Source organism: Methanohalophilus portucalensis, from assembly GCF_002761295.1.
Taxonomy (GTDB): domain Archaea; phylum Halobacteriota; class Methanosarcinia; order Methanosarcinales; family Methanosarcinaceae; genus Methanohalophilus; species Methanohalophilus portucalensis.
The window spans coordinates 378,453-398,701 of the sequence record NZ_CP017881.1 but is presented as its reverse complement, the minus strand read 5'-3'; the positions used below and the strand labels follow the sequence as shown (position 1 = coordinate 398,701).

Annotated in this window: 13 protein-coding genes and 1 pseudogene; 4 read left to right on the top strand and 10 right to left on the bottom strand. The window is 36.3% G+C overall.

Annotated elements, in window-relative coordinates:
* The first annotated feature begins 185 nt into the window (after positions 1-185).
* Positions 186-605, top strand: a complete 420-nt coding sequence (locus tag BKM01_RS02100; protein ID WP_072360890.1) for a ribonuclease HI family protein — start codon at positions 186-188, stop codon at positions 603-605.
* A gap of 51 nt (positions 606-656) precedes the next feature.
* On the opposite strand, the gene BKM01_RS02095 is transcribed toward BKM01_RS02100, so the two are convergent.
* On the bottom strand, positions 657-905 hold the full coding sequence (locus tag BKM01_RS02095) for a PD-(D/E)XK nuclease family protein (protein ID WP_072360888.1): 249 nt from the start codon (positions 903-905) through the stop codon (positions 657-659).
* Between the two features lie 197 nt (positions 906-1,102).
* On the opposite strand from BKM01_RS02095, the gene BKM01_RS02090 reads away from it, so the two are divergent.
* Both BKM01_RS02090 and mcrC read left to right on the top strand, forming a co-directional pair.
* Entirely contained in the window at positions 1,103-3,217 is a 2,115-nt protein-coding gene (locus tag BKM01_RS02090) for an AAA family ATPase (RefSeq protein ID WP_072360886.1), read from the top strand.
* Positions 3,214-4,290 carry a 5-methylcytosine-specific restriction endonuclease system specificity protein McrC gene (gene mcrC / locus BKM01_RS02085; protein WP_072360884.1) on the top strand — a complete coding sequence of 359 codons (1,077 nt, stop codon included), beginning with the start codon at positions 3,214-3,216 and terminating at the stop codon, positions 4,288-4,290. Before BKM01_RS02090 ends, mcrC begins: the two co-directional genes overlap by 4 nt.
* A gap of 265 nt (positions 4,291-4,555) precedes the next feature.
* Here mcrC and BKM01_RS02080 read toward each other — a convergent pair whose 3' ends face one another.
* From BKM01_RS02080 to BKM01_RS10725, 5 genes are all read right to left on the bottom strand, one after another.
* On the bottom strand, positions 4,556-7,612 hold the full coding sequence (locus BKM01_RS02080) for an ATP-dependent helicase (protein ID WP_072360881.1): 3,057 nt from the start codon (positions 7,610-7,612) through the stop codon (positions 4,556-4,558).
* Positions 7,613-8,138: 526 nt separating this feature from the next.
* Positions 8,139-8,261 carry a hypothetical protein gene (locus BKM01_RS11120; RefSeq protein ID WP_257790282.1) on the bottom strand — a complete coding sequence of 41 codons (123 nt, stop codon included), beginning with the start codon at positions 8,259-8,261 and terminating at the stop codon, positions 8,139-8,141.
* Between the two features lie 787 nt (positions 8,262-9,048).
* Entirely contained in the window at positions 9,049-9,858 is an 810-nt protein-coding gene (locus BKM01_RS02075; protein WP_072360878.1) for a metallophosphoesterase, read from the bottom strand.
* Positions 9,859-10,151: 293 nt separating this feature from the next.
* Positions 10,152-11,996, bottom strand: a complete 1,845-nt coding sequence (locus BKM01_RS02070) for a DUF262 domain-containing protein (protein WP_072360877.1) — start codon at positions 11,994-11,996, stop codon at positions 10,152-10,154.
* Between the two features lie 602 nt (positions 11,997-12,598).
* Positions 12,599-12,811: a hypothetical protein gene (locus tag BKM01_RS10725; RefSeq protein ID WP_144082037.1), complete on the bottom strand. Its 213-nt coding sequence runs from the start codon at positions 12,809-12,811 to the stop codon at positions 12,599-12,601.
* A 45-nt stretch (positions 12,812-12,856) separates the two neighbouring features.
* Between BKM01_RS10725 and BKM01_RS10720 the strand changes: the two genes are divergently transcribed.
* The gene (locus BKM01_RS10720) at positions 12,857-13,030 is read left to right on the top strand and encodes a hypothetical protein (RefSeq protein WP_157769604.1); all 174 of its coding nucleotides are present in this window, start codon (positions 12,857-12,859) and stop codon (positions 13,028-13,030) included.
* Positions 13,031-13,337: 307 nt separating this feature from the next.
* Here BKM01_RS10720 and BKM01_RS10970 read toward each other — a convergent pair whose 3' ends face one another.
* The 4 genes and pseudogenes from BKM01_RS10970 to BKM01_RS02050 all read right to left on the bottom strand — a co-directional run bounded on the left by BKM01_RS10970 (position 13,338) and on the right by BKM01_RS02050 (position 20,131).
* The gene (locus BKM01_RS10970; protein ID WP_084006327.1) at positions 13,338-15,647 is read right to left on the bottom strand and encodes a formylglycine-generating enzyme family protein; all 2,310 of its coding nucleotides are present in this window, start codon (positions 15,645-15,647) and stop codon (positions 13,338-13,340) included.
* 348 nt (positions 15,648-15,995) lie between these two features.
* Positions 15,996-16,061 (bottom strand): annotated as a pseudogene (locus BKM01_RS11225) (zinc-ribbon domain-containing protein); the annotation flags it as partial.
* 85 nt (positions 16,062-16,146) lie between these two features.
* Positions 16,147-18,741, bottom strand: a complete 2,595-nt coding sequence (locus tag BKM01_RS02055) for a hypothetical protein (RefSeq protein WP_143744159.1) — start codon at positions 18,739-18,741, stop codon at positions 16,147-16,149.
* Positions 18,742-18,847: 106 nt separating this feature from the next.
* On the bottom strand, positions 18,848-20,131 hold the full coding sequence (locus BKM01_RS02050) for an SPFH domain-containing protein (protein WP_072360871.1): 1,284 nt from the start codon (positions 20,129-20,131) through the stop codon (positions 18,848-18,850).
* Positions 20,132-20,249 lie beyond the last annotated feature (118 nt).

The window sequence follows — 20,249 nt, the reverse complement described above, 5'->3', positions numbered from 1 at the left end:
TAGGTACATTCCAGTAAACAAAAAAGCTAAAATTAGTTTATTTTTTCCTATTATCCTTATATCCCTCCTTTAACAGTCAACTTCGGATTAAAAAAACATAATTTCATATGTAATGATTCATGAAATCAGTCTACAAACAATAAATAGCAAAACTTCTTTATATGATATTTAAAATCTATGAATAAATGAAACTAATTCAATTTGATGGAGCTGCAATACCAAACCCCGGTAAAAGAGGAATCGGAGCAGTTCTTCTTGACAATGGACAGGTCCTACATGAAATATCCGAAATGCTTGAAGGGACTGGCACCAATAATGAAGCAGAGTACAATGCCCTAATTCAAGGATTAAAAAAGGCACAAGCACTTGGTTGGACTGACATCAATGTACAGGGAGATAGCAAACTTGTAGTAAATCAAGTCAATGGAAAATGGTCTGTAAAAAGTGATAACCTTAAAGGTCCCTGCCAGACTGCTAAAAAACTAGTCAGACAGTTCAATTCAATAGAACTGGAATGGATTCCTCGAGAACAGAATGAAAAGGCTGACTATGCAGCCTCAAAAGCTCTGGGATTTCAAAAAGACCCCCATCATAAGAAATATTGATTCTCACTTTTTTAGATAACAAATGCTTCTGTTAGGAGGGATTTCCTCCTTTCAACTTTCATTGTACCACTCACAAACTCCCTTATAATCACAGAAATAACAGTTCGGCTCTTCCTTGATCTCAAAATCCTCGGCCTTAATGTCTGCCACAATCTGCCTGACACCATCAAGTACAGAATTGATCTGGGATTCATCTACATCCATTAACCTGAGATCCCGAACCTTCGGGTTGACATACATCAGCCCCATTTCAATATTATATTTCAGTGTCTCCCATTGGGCACACTCTATTTGGAGCAATCTAAATCATCAACATGACTAAAAAGCACATAATAATAAAAATCTGTTTAATATATTTCCACTATTTATTAGTAGGTTTTAAAAATTCCACCCAACCCTCAAACTATAAATGGAAGCAATAATATTTTTGGTTTTGAAGCCAGTTTAAGAAATAAATACTTTTGCTATCAAAATAATTACAAAATAGGTGCAATATTATGGAAAATTATAGTTTTACCTGGGTACAATTTTACAGTGAATTTGCAGATAAGCTCTTATTATATCAAAATAACAGACAAGCTCTAATCCAAATACTTAAAGATGAATACGATAAATTAAATCTTCATAACCATTTTATACAAAAAGATGGACCATTAAACGATATTGGACCATTCACTGTTTTTGGTTGTTTTAATCGGGGTTTGACTGATGAGAACCGAATTGCTCTAATGAAAAGTATTGGGTTAAAAATAGGAGTGGAAACTGATGCTCCATCTGATCTTAAAGGAGTACCAATCCTGAATAACATGCGAACATTGTTTTATTCACTTAAATCTGAAAATATAGAGGAATCAATTGATAATTTATGGCAATTATTCGAGACAGCTATCAATTTTGCAGATGAACCTTCAGAAACCAACCGTGTTAATTTCAAGAACTTTTTTGATATAGTGAGAAAACAATCTGGCATTAGATGGAATATTACCATGGGTCTTTACTGGATTCGCCCTTATTCGTATCTTAACCTTGATAAAACTAATAGAGATTACTTGATTGATACTAAAAATATATTTGGTAAACAAATAGCTGGTATATCCGACCTGAAACTGCCCAATTCAGAAGAATATTTGGAGATTATCGATAAATGCAAGTATCTCTTTGAAAAGGAAGATTCGGTGGTCAAAAGTTTCCCTGAACTCTCTTATAACGCCTGGATAAAAAAAGATCCCAGGGAAGGAAGTAGCACGATAGATCCTACTCCACAAACGGAAGTGAGATATTGGCTATATTCTCCTGGTAGGCAAGCTAAAAAATGGAACGAGTTCTATCAAAATGGAATTATGGGAATTAGAAGGGGCGAAATTGGTGATTTGAGACAATATTCTTCAAAAACATCCATGAAAAATAAAATGAAGGAATTTTATGGTGAAGAATTTTCTTATAGGAATGCAGCACATGCCACCTGGCAATTTACAAATGAAATGAAGCCAGGGGATATAATTTATGCAAAACAAGGCCAATCCAAAGTAATTGGAAGAGGTGTGGTCCAGTCCGAATATATTTTTGATAACAGTCGTGATGAATATAAAAATATACGTAAAGTTAATTGGACACATAAGGGAGAATGGCCTCATCCGGGAAAAGCCGTAACTAAAATGCTTACTGATATCACCCCTTATACAGCATATTGCAAAAAATTAAAAGCTCTGTTTTTTGATGATGCTGAAGAAGAATTACAAAATGAAGTAGAGCTTACTTATCCAGAATATACTGAGGATGATTTTCTCGAAGATGTTTTCATGGATTCTGAACGTTATCATACTCTTGTAGCTCTGGTGAAATCAAAGAAGAATATAATACTTCAGGGTGCCCCTGGTGTTGGGAAGACATTTGTGTCCAAAAGACTGGCATGTTCTATCATGGGAACTTGGGATCCAAACCGAGTTATGATGGTTCAGTTTCATCAAAGTTATAGCTATGAAGATTTTATCATGGGATATAGGCCCACAGAAAATGGTTTCGAGTTAAACCATGGGCCATTTTATGAATTTTGTAAGCAAGCTCAAGAAGATGATGAAAATGACTACTTTTTTATCATCGATGAGATCAATCGAGGTAACCTCAGCAAGATATTTGGTGAACTAATGATGTTGATCGAGAATGATAAACGTGGTGAGAAGTTACGTATTATTTATTCTGATGAACTTTTTTCAGTCCCCCCAAATGTTCATATTATTGGCCTCATGAACACTGCTGACCGTAGTTTAGCTATGATAGATTATGCACTTAGAAGAAGATTTGCTTTTTTCAATATTGAGCCGGCATTTGATTCTGAAGGATTTCAAACGATGGTTACCAGTTCAAACAATTCCCGGTTTAGTAAGCTGATAGAACAGGTCAAGCTTTTAAATGAATTCATAGCCCAGGATGAATCTCTTGGAGAAGGTTTCAAAGTTGGACACAGTTTCTTTTGCCTAGAAGGTAATGTAAGCAACGATATATTATCTTCAATTATTGAATATGAAATAGTTCCATTGCTTGAAGAATACTGGTTTGACGAGAAAGACAAAATAGAGCAATGGAAGAAAACACTTTATGGGAGCATTAAATGATAAGGGTTAAGAACATCTATCATATGCTTTCTTATGCTTTCCAGGTTCTTAATCAAGGTAGTTATTCAACCATAACAGCTGAGGAATTCGAACATCCTCATGATTTGCTTGCTGTGATACTCGGCAAAGGTATATTTAACCAAATAAGACGTGGTTTGGGACGTGAATATGTTTGCAGATCAGATGAGCTAACAAGGCCAGTAGGAAAGATGAGCATTCCTGAATCTATAAAGAGACAGACTTTAATTAATAAAAAACTAGTATGTGAGTTTGATGAGTTCACAGAAAATACCTACCTGAACCAGATACTCAAAACCACCACTCATCTCCTATTACGCTCTTCTGACGTTGGAAAATCTCGAAAGTACACTTTAAAGAAGGTTTTACTACACTTCCATAATGTTGATGATCTTAATCCCTATAGAATTCAGTGGACCGGGATAAAATATCATCGAAATAATTCTACTTACAAAATGTTGATCAATATTTGCTATCTTGTGATCAAGGGGATGCTTTTAAGCGAAAAGGATGGAAATCAAGACTTGTACCAATATACAGATGATCAGTACATGCACCGATTATTCGAGAAGTTTGTTCTCGAGTATTATCGTAAGCATTATCCAGAATTATCTGTCAAAGCTTCCAATATTGGTTGGGACACTGATGATGGGATAATTGAATTTTTACCTACCATGAGATCAGATGTCACGATAGAATATGCTGGAAGAACTTTGATAATTGATACCAAATATTATTCTAATATGATGCAGGTGCATACACTCTACAATACTCGCTCTCAGCATTCCTCAAATATGTATCAGATATATACCTACGTAAAGAACAGAGACAAAGAAGATTCAGGAAATGTTAGTGGTGTACTGCTTTATGCCAAAACAGATGAAGAAATAACTCCAGACAATGATTATATGCTGGGTGGCAACAGAATAAGTGTAAAAACACTTGACCTGAATACGGAGTTTTCCAACATTCAAGAACATCTCCATTTATTAATAACTTCTTTTTATCCAGAATTGGATAAAATTGAAAATTTTAAAGCTATCAGTTCGAGTTGAAAATATATAAATCAGACATAATTGGGCTCTGTAGAAAACTTTCCTCTTATTTCCACTAATATTTATTATTTTAATAAGAAGAAGTTGCCTGTGTGATTTTGGCTAGAAAAAATACAGAGTGCCTCGTTACTTTTATTGGTTACACTTCATTAAAAAATAAAGGACCGGTTTTCTAGAGAACTAAAAGGGTTATAGAAGTATTTTGAGGCATATTTTAAAACCAATACACACTTAATATATATTATTTAGATACATGGATTTTTCTTCATTGATGGTTGTACCACTCACAAATCCCTTTATAATCACAGAAATAACAATTCGGCTCTTCCTTGACCTCAAAATCCTCGGCCTTAATATCTGCTACTATCCCCCTGACACCATCAAGTACAGAATTGATCTGTGCTTCGTCTACATCCATTAACCTGAGATCCCGAACCTTCGGATTGACATACATCAGTCCCGCTTTGACCGGATATTTACCATACCTCTCTCTGACAGCCTGGCAGTACAGGGCAAGTTGTACATCTTCTGGCATCTTGTTCTTGCTCAATGGACTTTTGCTGGTCTTGTAATCAATAACAATATAATCGCCCGCAGGGGTTTGGTCGATTCGGTCAATTACTCCTCCAAACTGTGCTCCATCCAGTTTGAGATTGAACTTTTCCTCCACAGCAATCGTTTCATTGACATTACTTTCCTCAAACTCAAACCAGTATTCCAGCATCTGCCTGACTCTTTCAAGTTCCTGCTGCTCGTGGGTCTCTGAATCGAAAACAGAGCCATCCCAGGTTTTATCCAGGATACGATTGGCAAGTTCCATATCAATGGACTCGCCCTGCATCTTGTGCCTGCAAAGCTGTTCAAATACAGAATGCACATCGGTTCCTGTCTGGAAGAATGTCTTTTGAGGAATCGGTATATTCAGTACATTGCTATACTTGAATTTCAGGGGACACTCCATGTATTGCCTGATCTTGGACGCTGAGAAACGCATATCAGAATCTACAAGAGGTGGTAAATCTTCATTCACCAGTGCCTCCAATTCTCCCATCTCTTTGGGTGTGATCTTCAAAAACTCCTCAATATCAAATACAGCCAGGTTGCCCTTATTCTCTATCTCTTTTAACTGAGCCAGCACAACCAGTGCTTCCAGTGCCTGCTTCATCTGGCCCTGGCCGGCATACATGTTCAAAAGCCTGAGATATTCGTCCTGTTTTCCTTTCAATGGCGATTCTGTGGTAACAGTCTCTGTGTCCTGCAACTTGTCAGTTTCAATGTATTCAATCAGGGGATTGGATTCATAATCTAACTGGGTGACAAACTCACTGGGCTTAATACCTCGTTTGTTGCCTGCATATTTTTCAGGAAATGTGAGATACAGTTTTTCCCTGGACCGGGTCATGGCTACATAGGCCAGCCTGCGCTCTTCCTCCAGATGCAGGATTTTATCCTCCACATCCCTCTGCACACCTTTCTCAAGTTCCCGGGGAACACGGAATTGCTTTTTGGTGAATCTCAGGGGAAGATGGCGGTCAGCCATATCACAGACAAAGACAACCTTTGCTTCCTTACCCTTTGATTGATGGATGGTCATGACTTTAACAGTATTTTCCTCACTGGTTTCCTCATCCCCGATATCCAGATTGAAAACAAGTTCCAGATATTCAACAGCCCTGGCAAATTCAGAACCCCCGTCCACAAGTTCCAGATCTTGTACCATACTGGTCAGGGAATTGAGGATATGAATATTCCTTCTGGAAGCTAGGGTATCTGCAAGCAACTGGGCCCTGTATAGGTCGGTTTTCTCGGATAACAGATACTTCACAGTATCAGAGGGCAGGTGATTCTTCCTGTAATCGATAAGTTCATTGAGCCTGGCAAGGATGGATTTGACAAGTGCCTTTTGGATTATAGGGACATCATCCAGATGGTGTTGCAGCACAGAATAGATTCCGTCCCCTTCCAGTTCCGTTTCCCGGCTGAGTTTTTTTGCAACAGTATTGATCTTCTGGAGGTCATGTTCACTTACTCCTTCCCTTGCAAACACTTTAGCAAAAGCAATTCCATTGTTGAAAGGATCAGCGACAATATGCATGTAGGCCAGGGCTTCCTGTACAATAGGGTAATTTTTAAGCTGCAGATTGCCCACATATTCCACAGGGATCATTTTGCCTTTCAATGCATCACTGTACTTTTTCCCATCAGCACGTTTCCTGGTAAGTACAAAGATCTCTTCAGGAGTAATATCCTCTTCTTCAATCAGCCGCTGAATCTCATCTGCAACCCATTGAGCCTCACTGGAATCATCCGGGGATTTTACTACCTTTATTTTCTCCCCATCGCCATTGTGGGAATGCAGAGTCTTATCTTCCCTTTCCGGGTTTGTTGCAATCAATTGCTGGGATAATTGTACTATCTGTGAGCTGGACCTGTAATTGCGATCCAGGGGTATTTTCTCAAGGGATGCATAGTAATCCTGCAGTTGTTTGATATTGGAAAGATAGGCACCCCTGAATCTGTAGATGCACTGGTCATCATCAGCAACACAGGTAAGATTTGTGCCATCAGCAATTAGATTGATAAGATAAAGCTGGGCATAATTTGTATCCTGAAATTCATCTACCAGGACGTAATCATATCTGTTTCGAATCTGATTTCGAACAACTTCATTGTTTTCCAGCAGGCGACATGTCATTGTGATCATGTCATCGTAATCCATGAAATTATGGTCCCTTTTGTACTGCTGGTAATGTGAATAGAACCTGGCAATGTCGGCAAGTTTGAGCAGTTCATCCCTTTCTTCTTCATCAACGGTTTCATCCAGCTTTCGCGTGACAAAATCCTGCAATTCCTGCGGACCTACCAGATGGTCATGTAACTGAGACACACCCTCCAGCAGGCTTGTGATGAGATCATAGGGTCTGTTGGGAATCGCAATGTTCTCAAAACCAAAGGAGTCGATATTGTTTATTCCCCAGACATGGGAATGTTCCTGTGAAATCAGTCTGGTACCCTGATTAATGCCAACATAGAGGGAGAACTCCTTGAGCAAATCATTGCAGTAGGAATGAAAGGTGGATACTGTAATTGCGCTGGATTCTCCAATGCGGTTTTCAATTCTCTCCTCCATCTCTCCTGCGGCCTTTTCAGAGAATGTCAGGGCAAGTATGCGTTCAGGAGAAAATCCTTCATCCACAAGGTTTACGACTTTTTCCGTAATGGTCAGGGTTTTGCCAGAACCAGGACCTGCGAGTATGAGAAGTGGTCCATCTGTATAATCAACTGCCTGTGATTGTGAAGGATTGAGTTTAATATCTCCCAATTTTTAGTACCCCTTTCATATTTTATTTTTCCAGCAAATGATTGATGGTAAGTTGTATAAGTTTTGCTATTTGAAATTTTCAGTAGAGGGAGGGGCTTCATTGTATTTTTAAGAAGTGATTTAATTTGAAAAAAATCGTATTGTATTAGTGGAAGTGAGAGGAAAGGGTTTCTACAGAGCCCTATTCCAAGACTTATTTATAAGAAATAAACACGAATCGATATACAATAAAGTAAGAGATAGATTAAAGTATGCAACTATCCCTGCACAGCACTTTGATCTAACAACATATAACATCATAGTCACCAAATGCATCAATCTGGTTCTTTATAGGAGTGGAACCAAAAAGTCATACATATTCAACTTGCTTATCTGGATGAAAAAGAATTTGATTAAGTGAGATCTAAGTAAATGAGCAATGAATCAGGTAAATAAACCTAACCCTCTATCCTTTTTGGCATTCTTGCTTTCCCTGATTCATGTGGGTTTATTCTTAAAAATATAAGTCCAAGAACTTATATCCCATTCAGTCCTTCTGCTTCTTTTCTTCTTCAAGAACAAACTTCTTTCCACAAAGGTCACATTTCCCATCTTCTGTGACATTTGGTTGTCTTGGTGCATCACCACCACAAACTCCACATTTTACCATTTCCATTCACCTCCCACAAATTATGTACGTCTAAAAGTTTGGGCGACAATAGATATATAATTAAGCATGCTCAAAAAAAGATTATTATGTAAAAGTATATTATGAATTTGATACATCCCTAAAAATCTCATTGGATAATATATCAAAATAGATATTGGCCTGGAAATAGAAAGCCTCGGGCGAGATTGCCCCGCACAGTACAAGTCAAAAGCCGAACCTGCTTTGATGGTCAAAGCAATATTCATTAGTATAAGTAAATTAGCGGTCTTTAAATATAAAGGTTTTCGTCTTGCACGTAATGTATTCATATACACGAATTTTGAGAAGTGCATGTCACAGTATTTTATTAATTCTGCTGCGAGGTTAAAAGGGCTATTTCAGAGGGTTATAGCCAGAATGTTCTTGATATGCCTTGTTCTGAATGGAAGAAAATGGTTTTTCTTAAGGCACCTTGCATTCTATGAAGCAGGATGTTAAATCTGGTAAACCTTTTAGTTTGAATTCTCATGTTAGGAGAGGTTGGAAATGTGGAAAATCTAATTAAAATTACTTGATCTAAATATGTGTGATATGACAATAGATAATATTCAGATAAGTGAAACTTTAACTTACGGTTCTTAGAAGAGGAAAAGCGAGTAATCACTTTTTCTGATTCGACAAACTGCATTTTGAAGAAAAATTTATTCATTCTTGAAAGGCATAATCAATCATATACGTTGATTTCTATTTATTTGTAGTATCAATTGGCCGATTTACAACAGAAAGGCATTTTTCTATCAGAGCAAAGTTAAACTGAATCTAATAAAGAGTAATCATTTCCGTCTGAAGTTCCGAATACAACTATCTTCGTGTTCTCATCTTTAATTACTGCAAATGCCGCAACATTGAATAGACTACGATAATTTGGGGTTGAAAAAAGCGATAGCAATTTTTCATTGAAATACCATTTGTATCCCTCTTTTAGAGCGCTATGGCCTCTTATAATCAATTCCAACCCATTGATTTGCAGAAAATCCGAAGTGATATCAGGCCCATATTCCTTGATATCATCGCCTCTTGCAGACGAATGCATCCCATTTAATTCAGATGGATCATTCCAGATATATTCAAATGAATGATACTTTTCTATGCTATGTATTTTTTGAGACCCCGGAATTCCTCCATGCACACAAAATATTCGATTAAAGATTATTGCAGCTATTGGCATCTCTTCAAATACATGATTTGCCAGGACAAACAATGAATCATCTCTTCCGAGTTCATCATAAAATCCACCACAATAGTTCATTTCTGCAGTTTCATGGTTGCCCCTAAGTAGAATTATTTTATCTGGGTCTGCAATTTTTAATCTAAACAGCTTATTCAAAACTTCAACAGAATTAGGTCCACGATCAATATAATCCCCGAGAAAAATCATTCTTTCACAATTGATTTTCTTTTGCATTTTTAGAATGAGATCAAGGGCTTTTAAGTCACCATGAATGTCACCGATTACCATAACAGAATCGGTACCTACATAGATTACTGGATTTTCAGAAATGAATATATCAGCAACTTTTGGAAGTAGATTGCTTAGTGTGTCTATTTTTGAATTCATTATATCCCGAAATATAAAATTATTGTCTCAAATATATGATTCGATAGGGGTTTTTGGTCTTCCTTGTTCCACCAAAATCGATCCCTGCAGCAATTAAAATTCCATATTTTAGTGTTACAAAATACCATCATGCAATCTGCAATTACAGGTTCACCATGATGGTTACCAATTTCAATATTATACCTAATTGATATTGTAATACAGAAAGCATGCGACTTGCCTTGACAAACCCTATCTACTCCTTTCAGTGCAGGACCATATATTAGGTTCTGGTTCCAGTTTCATTCATATCATCAGGATCTCTCTCCATCTCCCCATATCACCTCACAAATATTCTGAATCAATGCTTGTCTTTCATCAATATCCTTCTTGGTGAATGATTTGTGTGGCTTGAAATTAATTTCCAATTTATGAGTAGCACTAACAAAATTGGGATTGTTTTCATATGCTTTGGGGTGCAAAGATTTGACCAGCAAATTTTCCTTTAAGTAGTGTTCGAGTTTTTCAGAGTAAGGCTTATCTCCGTAAGATTGGTTCGTACCTTGTGGCAACAGTACTAGATCTCCTATATGATTACGGTATCTTTCGAATTCATGTTGTTGCTCAAACTCATCTCGGTGTTCCACAAATTTATCTGCCCAAATATGCTCTACCTCATAGGGCTTTGATCCATTATTGATGTAATATGTCGAGAAATTTGTAGAATAGCCTGATTGCTGCTCAATAAATCCAGTAATCCGAGATAATAGGAACTTAATAAATCTACGATTCTGTCCATGCATCCTGAAATGAGCGATTCCATCCCATGATTCATCCATTTCACTGAGTTTATTCTGCAAACATAATCTCAGAGAGTCAAGTTCTTTTCCTCTAAGTTCTTTCACCAGAGTATACATTGTGTAGCGGATTGAGCTAGCACCAAATTTCCGGAAATTGACGGAACGTTTAACAGTGAAAGTTTCAATGTAACGAGCTACTTCATTTATTTTTTGACGTGTAATGTCTGGAGAATCGGTTGATTTCAGTGGAGCAAGCATCAGTGGAAAAGCAAGAGAGGGAGCGATTCCCCAGTGTTTAATATAAAAAACGTGCTCCCATCCTTTTTTCTCTTCTTTTTGTGCATCTAGAATATTCAAATATGCTTTCAGGTAATATTTCATCTCTATATGTACAAATTCTCGGAAATCATCCGGCGATTCTGGGTTGAGTTTCATTTTTGAAAGATTATCACGAACCCAACTGTGGAAACGAGTCCCAATCTTCTCAAAATCTTCATTTGAAGATCCCATTTTACCCTGACGTATTGTATCGGCATATTGGCTCCTAAGCCAAGACTGAAAGAATTGATGATCTTCATCTTTGTTATGTTTGTGAAGTTTCTGTATTGATTCTTTCCAAAAACGATTGGCTTTCGCCCGATCTGTTTGATCACTAAAGCGTGAAAGGATGTAACTTTTGAGCATTTCAGTAGATGTTAGGTTCAATCCCCTGTCGTTCATTGACTCGAAAATAGTGTAGGCATTGTCATCAGAGTAAGCTGTGATTTCTACAAGTATCACGTTGTATTTCAGCCAGTCAAGGAAGTAGGGGAAAGCTGTACCTTTTATCTCCTCAGGGAAAGCTTGCTCAATATTAGAATAACGTTCTACCATGTTGATGGTCGATTCATCATCTTCGGGTTGAATTTCATACCAGCCTTTAATAAAGAGCTTTTCAAGGCAAGCCTGGCGTTCAGGTACCTGAATATTAAAAGATTTCTGTCCATATTTTTCAGAGAATACCAGGGACTCAATTGATTCACTCATGCCGAGCTCCTTCTGTATATGGTTGAGGTATATAAGAAACAGTGTTAAGGAGGTTAATCGTTGCTGTCCGTCGATTATACTTTTCATACTATTCTTGCTGCTGACCACAAAAGGACCTAAATAATAGTTGTTATAATGTTCGACTGCTGTTCTGGGATCTCCTTCTGTGTAAACATCGAGAAAGGTGGAAGTCAGGTCAGTAATGAGTTGCTCCATGTGCTTTTGTTCCCAGCTGTATTCTCTTTGAAAGTAATCGACTGTGTATTTGCGTTCATTGAGCACATCGAAAATGTTCCGATCATCTGCGTCTATCTTGTGGTCGTCTTTACTCATTTGTTTTCTCCTTGATTATACTTTCAACATGTCCATTTGTTTTCCATTAATACCTGGTGTAATAGTGATTGTTTTAGCTCATCAACTGCTGCTATTTTTTATTGTTAGATGGATTAGAGACACTGAGTTCATATGTATCAATTTTTAAATTTGTGCAAATGTTAAAAGTTGTTTCTTATCATAGGAGAAAATGATAATTATCTGCATAAATCAATTCATCAAATACTGTATCTGGATGGTTTTCAAGATATGTATATTTGCAAAGAATATGTTTTCGATTTCCAAAATCAATTTCCATGTCGATCACTTTTTTGAATAATATCAGCTGATGTCTATTTATCAAACATGATAAATATTTTGGATTATACTTTTTTATTAATATTAGAGCCAAAATTGATTTTCCTTATTTGAACAGAAAATATCATCTATAGAGCGTATCAATACCAATAAAATATCTATATTACTTCAAAATGAAATTGGAATATGAAATTTTGATGTTTGCAGATGACAATAATATTCGAAATTGAAATGATTAAATGTAAACCATTTCGTTCCATTTTGGAATTGATGTATAACAGAAAGGTTACAAAGATTGTCTTCTGTTATTTTGATGATTTTCTTTGTGCCTCAGATTTTCTTAAAAGGATTTCTGCTTCCTCTATTAAACGTTCAGTTCTTTTAAAATGTGCTTCTGCTGATTCTTTGGGTTTTTTGGGTTTATTTTTTGGTTTAAAAATCTTCTTTGGTTTTGGTCTACACACACTTTTAACATAATCATATGACATACAGTCGGTACAAAATCCGTTTGAACCCACGTGTTTTTCACAATTTTGACAAACGCGCATTTTCATAATATATAGATGTGGGTTATAAACATTTTTGGTTTTTTACACGAAAAAGTCTACTTAATTGAAGGGATGCTCTTTGAAAAAGATGGTGATGAATTCCACAAAGATGAATATGCAAATATCCTTAATGAACGAAATGAAATTATAGCTTTGAATAATGACCTTCTTGTTCACTCATTATGGTAAATTTATACTAGAGTAGCAGATAAGGGATGTTATTGAAAATTATCTTGTCTACACACTCCCCTGAATTTTTGACTCACAGAATGAAGAAGCAAATAAAAGTGCTTAATCGTCGGTGCATTTGACCATTATTTATAAATTAATCACTTGTTAGTAAATTTTGTGTCAAAGGATAGGATGATATAATCAAGAACTTTATTCACAAGATTCCAGAAATAATTAAAACTAACTCTGGTTGAATAAATCTACCATTTTTTTATTTTCAGAAAATGATTGATGTTGCCACTGTAATTAAAACTATAAATATCAATCACGACTCCATAACAAGTCGAAATCCTAAATTGCAATAATTTGAGCCGCTTTTCTCACCAGTACGTACTGCAGACCTATAATGGTTGGGCAATAGGCCACTAGCACCACCACGTATCACTTTGAAATTACTATTTTTACTTTTCCAAGCAATAGTACTATTTGGAGCATTTACATAATTTTTATGATAATCATCTTGTACCCACTCCCAAACATTGCCATGCATATCGTACAACCCCCATGGATTAGGTTTTTTTCTTCCAACTTGATATCTTCCTCCCAATAATTCAGTATACCCTGAAAGTTTATTTTCATCATCTCCAAAATAGTACTTAGTTTTTGTATTAGCCCTACATGCATACTCCCATTCTGCCTCTGTAGGGAGACGGTACCTGTTTGTTTCTTCTTTTTCATTTAATTTTTTAATGAAATTTTGAACCTCATACCATGAAATATCTACTATTGGGTAATTGGGTTTACTAATATTCGAAGAAGTATCACCCATAACTTCAAACCATTGTTCTCGAGTTATTTCGTATTTACCAAGATAGTAAGCTTTCTCGATGGTCACTTTATGAATTGGGCCTTCATTATTTTCTCGTCCCTCTTCATCTTCAGGAGAACCCATCATAAATTCACCTGCAGGAATGAGCACGAATTCCATGCCTATGGAGTTGGTGTAGGTTTTAAAATCCGCAACATCATATGAAATCGTATTATGCTCATTACCCGCATTTTCCAAACTGGAAGAAGTCGAATCTTCATCAGATTCTACTGTGTTCGTAAAAGAAACCACATCCAAATCATCCATATTTTGTGAATTTATTGTAGTTGAATTTTCACTGCCACCTAGCCCCATCCAGAGGCCACCGAGCAAAAGTATGAACAATAAAGATATCAACACTTTTTTGCCTGACTTTTTTTGGGGAGACAGGCTTTGTAGTTGTGTTGAATGGGATGAAGATTTTACTTTTTGAGATGAATAAGCAGAATGCGTGCGCTTTCTTTTTGCATCCTTTATCGTGATCTCCTTTTCTTCGGGTATTTTCAGACGAGCAGTTTCCTGAACTTTTCTCTTCTCAACCTCTCTTCTTTGCCACTCAAGTTCTTCTTTTTCCCTGTGAAGATGCTTTACTTCTTCATTCACTGTGGCAATGCTAGTGCGTTCGACTACGGAATCCTCGATGACAATGTTAACGTCACATGTGCCATCAATGTCGCACATATCCAGCAAATTACTGCGTTGAACAATCGAATCCTTTATGGTGACATTAATAATCCCGCCTTTACCACTTGTTTTTGATTCAACTGCATTTTTCAGATCACGACCAATTTCAGCAAGTAGACCAGTGAGTGTTTCTGCATTTCTAGTGGCAGCAAACAGTTCCATCGTAGAATATTCCGTGGAAACAGAGATTTTGATGACGATTGCATCTTTTGTAACTTTTGTGTTTCCATAATACCAGATCTCACAGATTTTTCCATCACGTGTGTGGAGATTACGAACATGGCGAACATCATACTTTTCCACGACTTCCCGAGCAAGAGAAGTTAATTTGTCGATGTTGAATCCACTCTTAATTTCGTAAACACGACTGTCCTTTGTTGGAAGATTCGCAATGAACTCCTTGAGTCTTCCGATATTAATATCGGATTCAGTCTTCATGATGGGGCAGATCACACTGATTTCTTTAGGCTTCATGAAGGTTGAAGACATTCTGCCTTCATGGTCTGCATAAATAATATGACAGTTAATATCTGCAGCTTTGGTACAGGTCAATGGGTCGAAAAGAATGGCAATTGACTTAGATTTGCCTCCATAGATATTTCCCAATATGATTTTCCCGTTCTTCACAGGATATTCACCATAATCGGCAATATTCAAGAGTTTTTCATCAAAAGTAAAATCAAGAACTACGTCTGCAATAAGGCTGGAGCTCTTATTGGTCACGGACATCTTGAAACGGATGTAACCTTGGTAAAATTCAGTTTCTCTGGCAACATGAAGAGGAAATGTGGATGGTTTCACCCCTTCATTTTCAATACTTAGTAACTCCAGTCGAACAGCTTCACCACGATGTGCTTTCCACCATCTCTGATCAACAGGTGGGATTTTATATGAGGATGTTAAACGTCCATCGATTCCTCGTTCAGCATGCTCAAGAGTGCGTATCCCAAGACCACTTATATTTACAACAATGGCTGCTTTATCTCTCACAAAATCAGCAAATGAGCAGTCATTATACCAAAACTGATTATCTCGAATTATATAAGCTTCATCCACTGCAATCGGCTGCTGTTCTTTTGTCATACTTATATCTCCTAGACAATGGAATGGATGATATTGCAATCTTATTTTTAAGCCGTTATTTAGACCAGATTTAAAATAAATTCCAGTTTAAACAAATAATATAATCATTGTATTTATGGGCTTTCTTTTGGTCTGTAGTGAAAAATAATTAATTTTCATATGGTCTAATTTTTACGAATAAATTTACACCTAATATAGTATATTTTCATTGAAAAATAAAAAATGGATAATGAAGCAGGGAGAATTACGATTAACTGCTGCTTTTTTAAAGCAATTATTTTCGGCTAATTTATTGAACATTTTCCTTAATTTCCCATCATCTATTTACGTATCTTCAGTTTTAGATTCTCAGTCAAGTTTGGTCCCGCAATGGCCACAAAAATGTGCTCCAATGGGTACTTTGGTGCCGCAACCGAGACAATTCTTGAAACAGGGCTACTACGGAATTGTGCAGCTCCCATCATATCCGCATCAAACTATAACTTTCATCTAAAGTGTATTAAAAGCCACCATTTTCATCGCAGTAAGAATCCCAGATTTTTTCTAATTCCGATTCCCACGAATTGTTTGTCCATTTTTTGAAAAATTGTTCACTAGGAAGGTATTCCTCTTTGTTTACTACAAGTGCTGACAGCAATATCGGTTTATTGTTTTTATTGATTTCATCAAGTATTGGATACAATTGTTGTTGATGTGAAGGATTGTTAGGAATTTTCCCAAATTGTTTCAGAACATCTCCATAGGTAACAATAATACCTTTTTCGTAGAGAGATTTTCGATAAGAGGGAACGTCCAGATTATTAAGGATTTTAGACCTATGATCACAGGCTTTTTGGGCAATATTTACAAGGTATGTGTAAACTCCATCGTAATTGAATTCATCATATGACTCAGATTTTATCTTATAATCTTCAATTGGTGAAGCCGTTTGATATTCATCTTTATCATCTGATATTGAACCATGAACATCTTTATTAAATGATCTTTGTATAAGTGAATCATTTATTTTTGTATCAACTTTATCTCCATAATGGTAATAGTTCTGAATGATGTTTTCGTTGATACTTCCTTTTATTTGAGTACGCTTTTCAAGTTCATCTAAAATACCATGATAGAAACCTGTTAATGCTTCCTCTTTTTCAGCCCAGGCTTTCAAGATGAGTTTGGATTTCTTAGAACCACCCACGACCTCTATCTGTGCAGCATATTTCAGGTCTTTCACTCCTTCAGCATAGAATCTTGCAACACCATTGAACATATTTGGAGTGGAACTTATTTCTGGTTCAAGCATGAACATATTCATATCTTCAACAATCCGCGATACCATGTCTAAGAGTGTCTCAGCCGGTATATCGATTTCTTTTGTTGTTTCTTCTGTACTTACCAAGTAATTAATCACAGTTCTCCATTCTGTTTTAGTTATATCCTTATTTCTCAACATAGGGCATACAATACTGAGAGATTTTGTTTCGATATCCATATATTGACGTTTTTTCTGACTATGGTCGTAATAATTGATATTACCCGAAATGTTGCAATCTCCACATTCACCAGTCGGTCTTATTTCAAATGTGGCACTTTTTTTATCGTTTGGTTCTAGTAAAGAAATTAATTTGTGTGTCTCATTTATAAGAAATACATCTGGTACAAAAAGAGAAATTTTTATATCACTAATTGCATCCGTTGTAGAATTTTTGATACTTAGTTTATAAATGATTTTTGCGCCTTCGTAATTATACGCCGATTTTATAATAATTCCTTTTTCTTTTGTTGCAGCTGTAGCTTGTTGTCCTGCATAAAATGAATCTGATTTACTTACGGAATTAAAAGAATCTTTCATTGGGGGACTTTGATCATTATTTTTTTGAGAAGAATTATTGTTCTTTTTAGCAACAAGAACCCCACCGATTATTAACATTAAGAATAATATCCCAGAAATAGGGAAACCATCATTTGATTCATTTTCATTATTTTTATTTTCTGTTTCATAAATATAGTTTGAATTACTTTCTTCATATGTATTTGAATTTTCTGATTTATGAACAGTGGTATCATCTTCGACTTCAGAACTACCAGTAGTCGAATCTTTACTTTCTTCTTCAGAATTTGTAGTTTGAGATGTATCATCGACAGTCCCTTCTTCTGTATCAGAACTTGAGGATTCAACATTTGTTATATCCTTATTTGAGTTAGAATTTGTGTAGGTAGAATCTACACCTGAATCCTCTGTATCCGATTGAGAAGTGGAATCGACGTTTTCTTGAATAACTTCTTCAGATATGGTTATTTTTGAAGTTCCGTAGATAACCATATTATTTCCACTGTCAAAATTTCCGAAATCTGCAACTGCTTTAATAAATATGGTATTTTCACCAGTTTTCAAATTATCAGATGATAATGTAACCGAAACTGTTTCTTCATCACTAACAGATGCAGATTTCACTGGTGCGTCATTTACATAAATTGTTACTATTGAAGCATAAGAAGGACGATAAGTGTCTACAGTGATTTCGGCCTGCTGATTTACTGAATCAATATGAAATGTACCTGTTGGTGTAGTACCTTCGTCTCCTGAAGTAAATTGGGAAGATATACCCATATCTGAAAAACTAACGCTTTCAGTAGATTCATATGCATTTGTATTATCCTCAGATATGGTTATTTTTGAAGTTCCGTAGATAACCATATCATTTCCACTGTCAAAATTTCCGAAATCTGCAACTGCTTTAATAAATATGGTATTTTCACCAGTTTTCAAATTATCAGATGATAATGTAACCGAAACTGTTTCTTCATCACTAACAGATGCAGATTTCACTGGTGCGTCATTTACATAAATTGTTACTATTGAAGCATAAGAAGGACGATAAGTATCTACAGTGATTTCGGCCTGCTGATTTACTGAATCTATATGAAATGTCCCGGTTGGTGTGGTACCCTCATCTCCTGAAGTAAACTGAGAAGATATACCCATGTCTGAAAATGTAACGCTTTCAGCAGATGCAGTTGAACTGAAAAAGCCTGTCAATACGAAAAAAAAGAGTAAGATAAACATTACTCTACTCATATGTTGAATAAATTCATCCCATTTCATATAAAACCCAACTGGAGACAATATATTTTGTTACCATATAATTTATACATAGATGTGTCTTCTATATTTTTATTTTACTCCTGAAAAAAAGACATAATATAAAAATTCATTTCATCTTAGACCCACATTGACCACAGAAATTGGCCTCTGCAGCAATTACACTTCCGCAGTTTGGACATTTACGAGCACCCGGTGAAACATTATTCTGGGCAGCACCCATCATTGCTGCATCAAGTTCCTTATGCCTGTAGGCATCTGCACGTTCCCGGTCCTCAACATCCATCATGAACTTGATTCGATCATCGTTTTTATTAGCCTCAGCTTCCTGTATTTTTGCAAGGGCTTCAATCTGTTCAGCTGACATAGAACCAAACTCTCTGCCCTGAGCGATTATCTTGGCAGTATCCGCACCACCTTTATCCATTATATTGTTCAGATAATCTTTATCACGGTAATGCCTGCGGTCTTCCATGTCCTCTTCGATTTCAAGATCTGCTCTTTTCAAATCTTTTTTAGTTTCTTTCCAGGCTCTGAATGTATCAATTGCCTGTTTTGCTTCCAAAGCATCTGATTCACTCTCTATCTGGGATATAGCAGCCGAATGTTTTACCTGTTTTATACCTTCATTCCTTTCATGATCCCTTATTACAGATTCTGGAGCAAAATTTGCCCTTGTTTGTGCAATCTGTTCACGTGATTGGCGTTCAATATCTCCTTCCTTAGATAATGTTTCAAGTTCTTTGAGTTCCTCATTTGTATGCAACTCATTTGAGGCCTGCATCACCTGTTCATAGGTTCCAAGGTCCCATTCCACTGAATAACGTATAAGTTCAAGGCCCCACATTGCGAAGGTAGATTTTAGCTGCATCTCCAGTTCATTTTCCAAACGAAGCTGCATCTCCCGATTTCCGTAAATGTTTTCTATGCCAATGTTCCTGATTTCGGGCTGAAGAACACGTGTGATAGTTTCACTTTCAAGACGATTGTATATATCCTGTACAGATAACTTTCTCTCCCCATTATTTCCGGGTGTTGTATAGGCAAAAAGCATCTGGAAGAATTTCTGTTCATCGTGTATTTTGAATCTCAAAAGGCCTTTACAGCTAATTTTCTGATTATCAGAAGTCCACATCTCACTACTAGCCCACTGCAGATCTTTGGGAGATATGTCCATCAATGCAATATCAACATCTTTGTTGATTTCTCCTTTAAGTAACCCTCCAACTCGTAATTTGCCACTACTAACGCTTTCTTCCACAACACCATTTTTAATTATTGCCGCCTTTTGATTGGGAGAAATTGTTATTGATTTACTAAATATACCACCAATGTTTTTCTTTGAAATAACCCTTGCAATCTCATCTGATGTTGCTTTCCACTTGAATGACATTTTAAATTAACCCCTAAATTGTATCCAGTACTTTAGCAGTATATTGAATAAGTCTTATATATAACGTTTTCCATTGTATACAATGGTGAATGTTTCGAACTTTAGTATCGGTGAATAT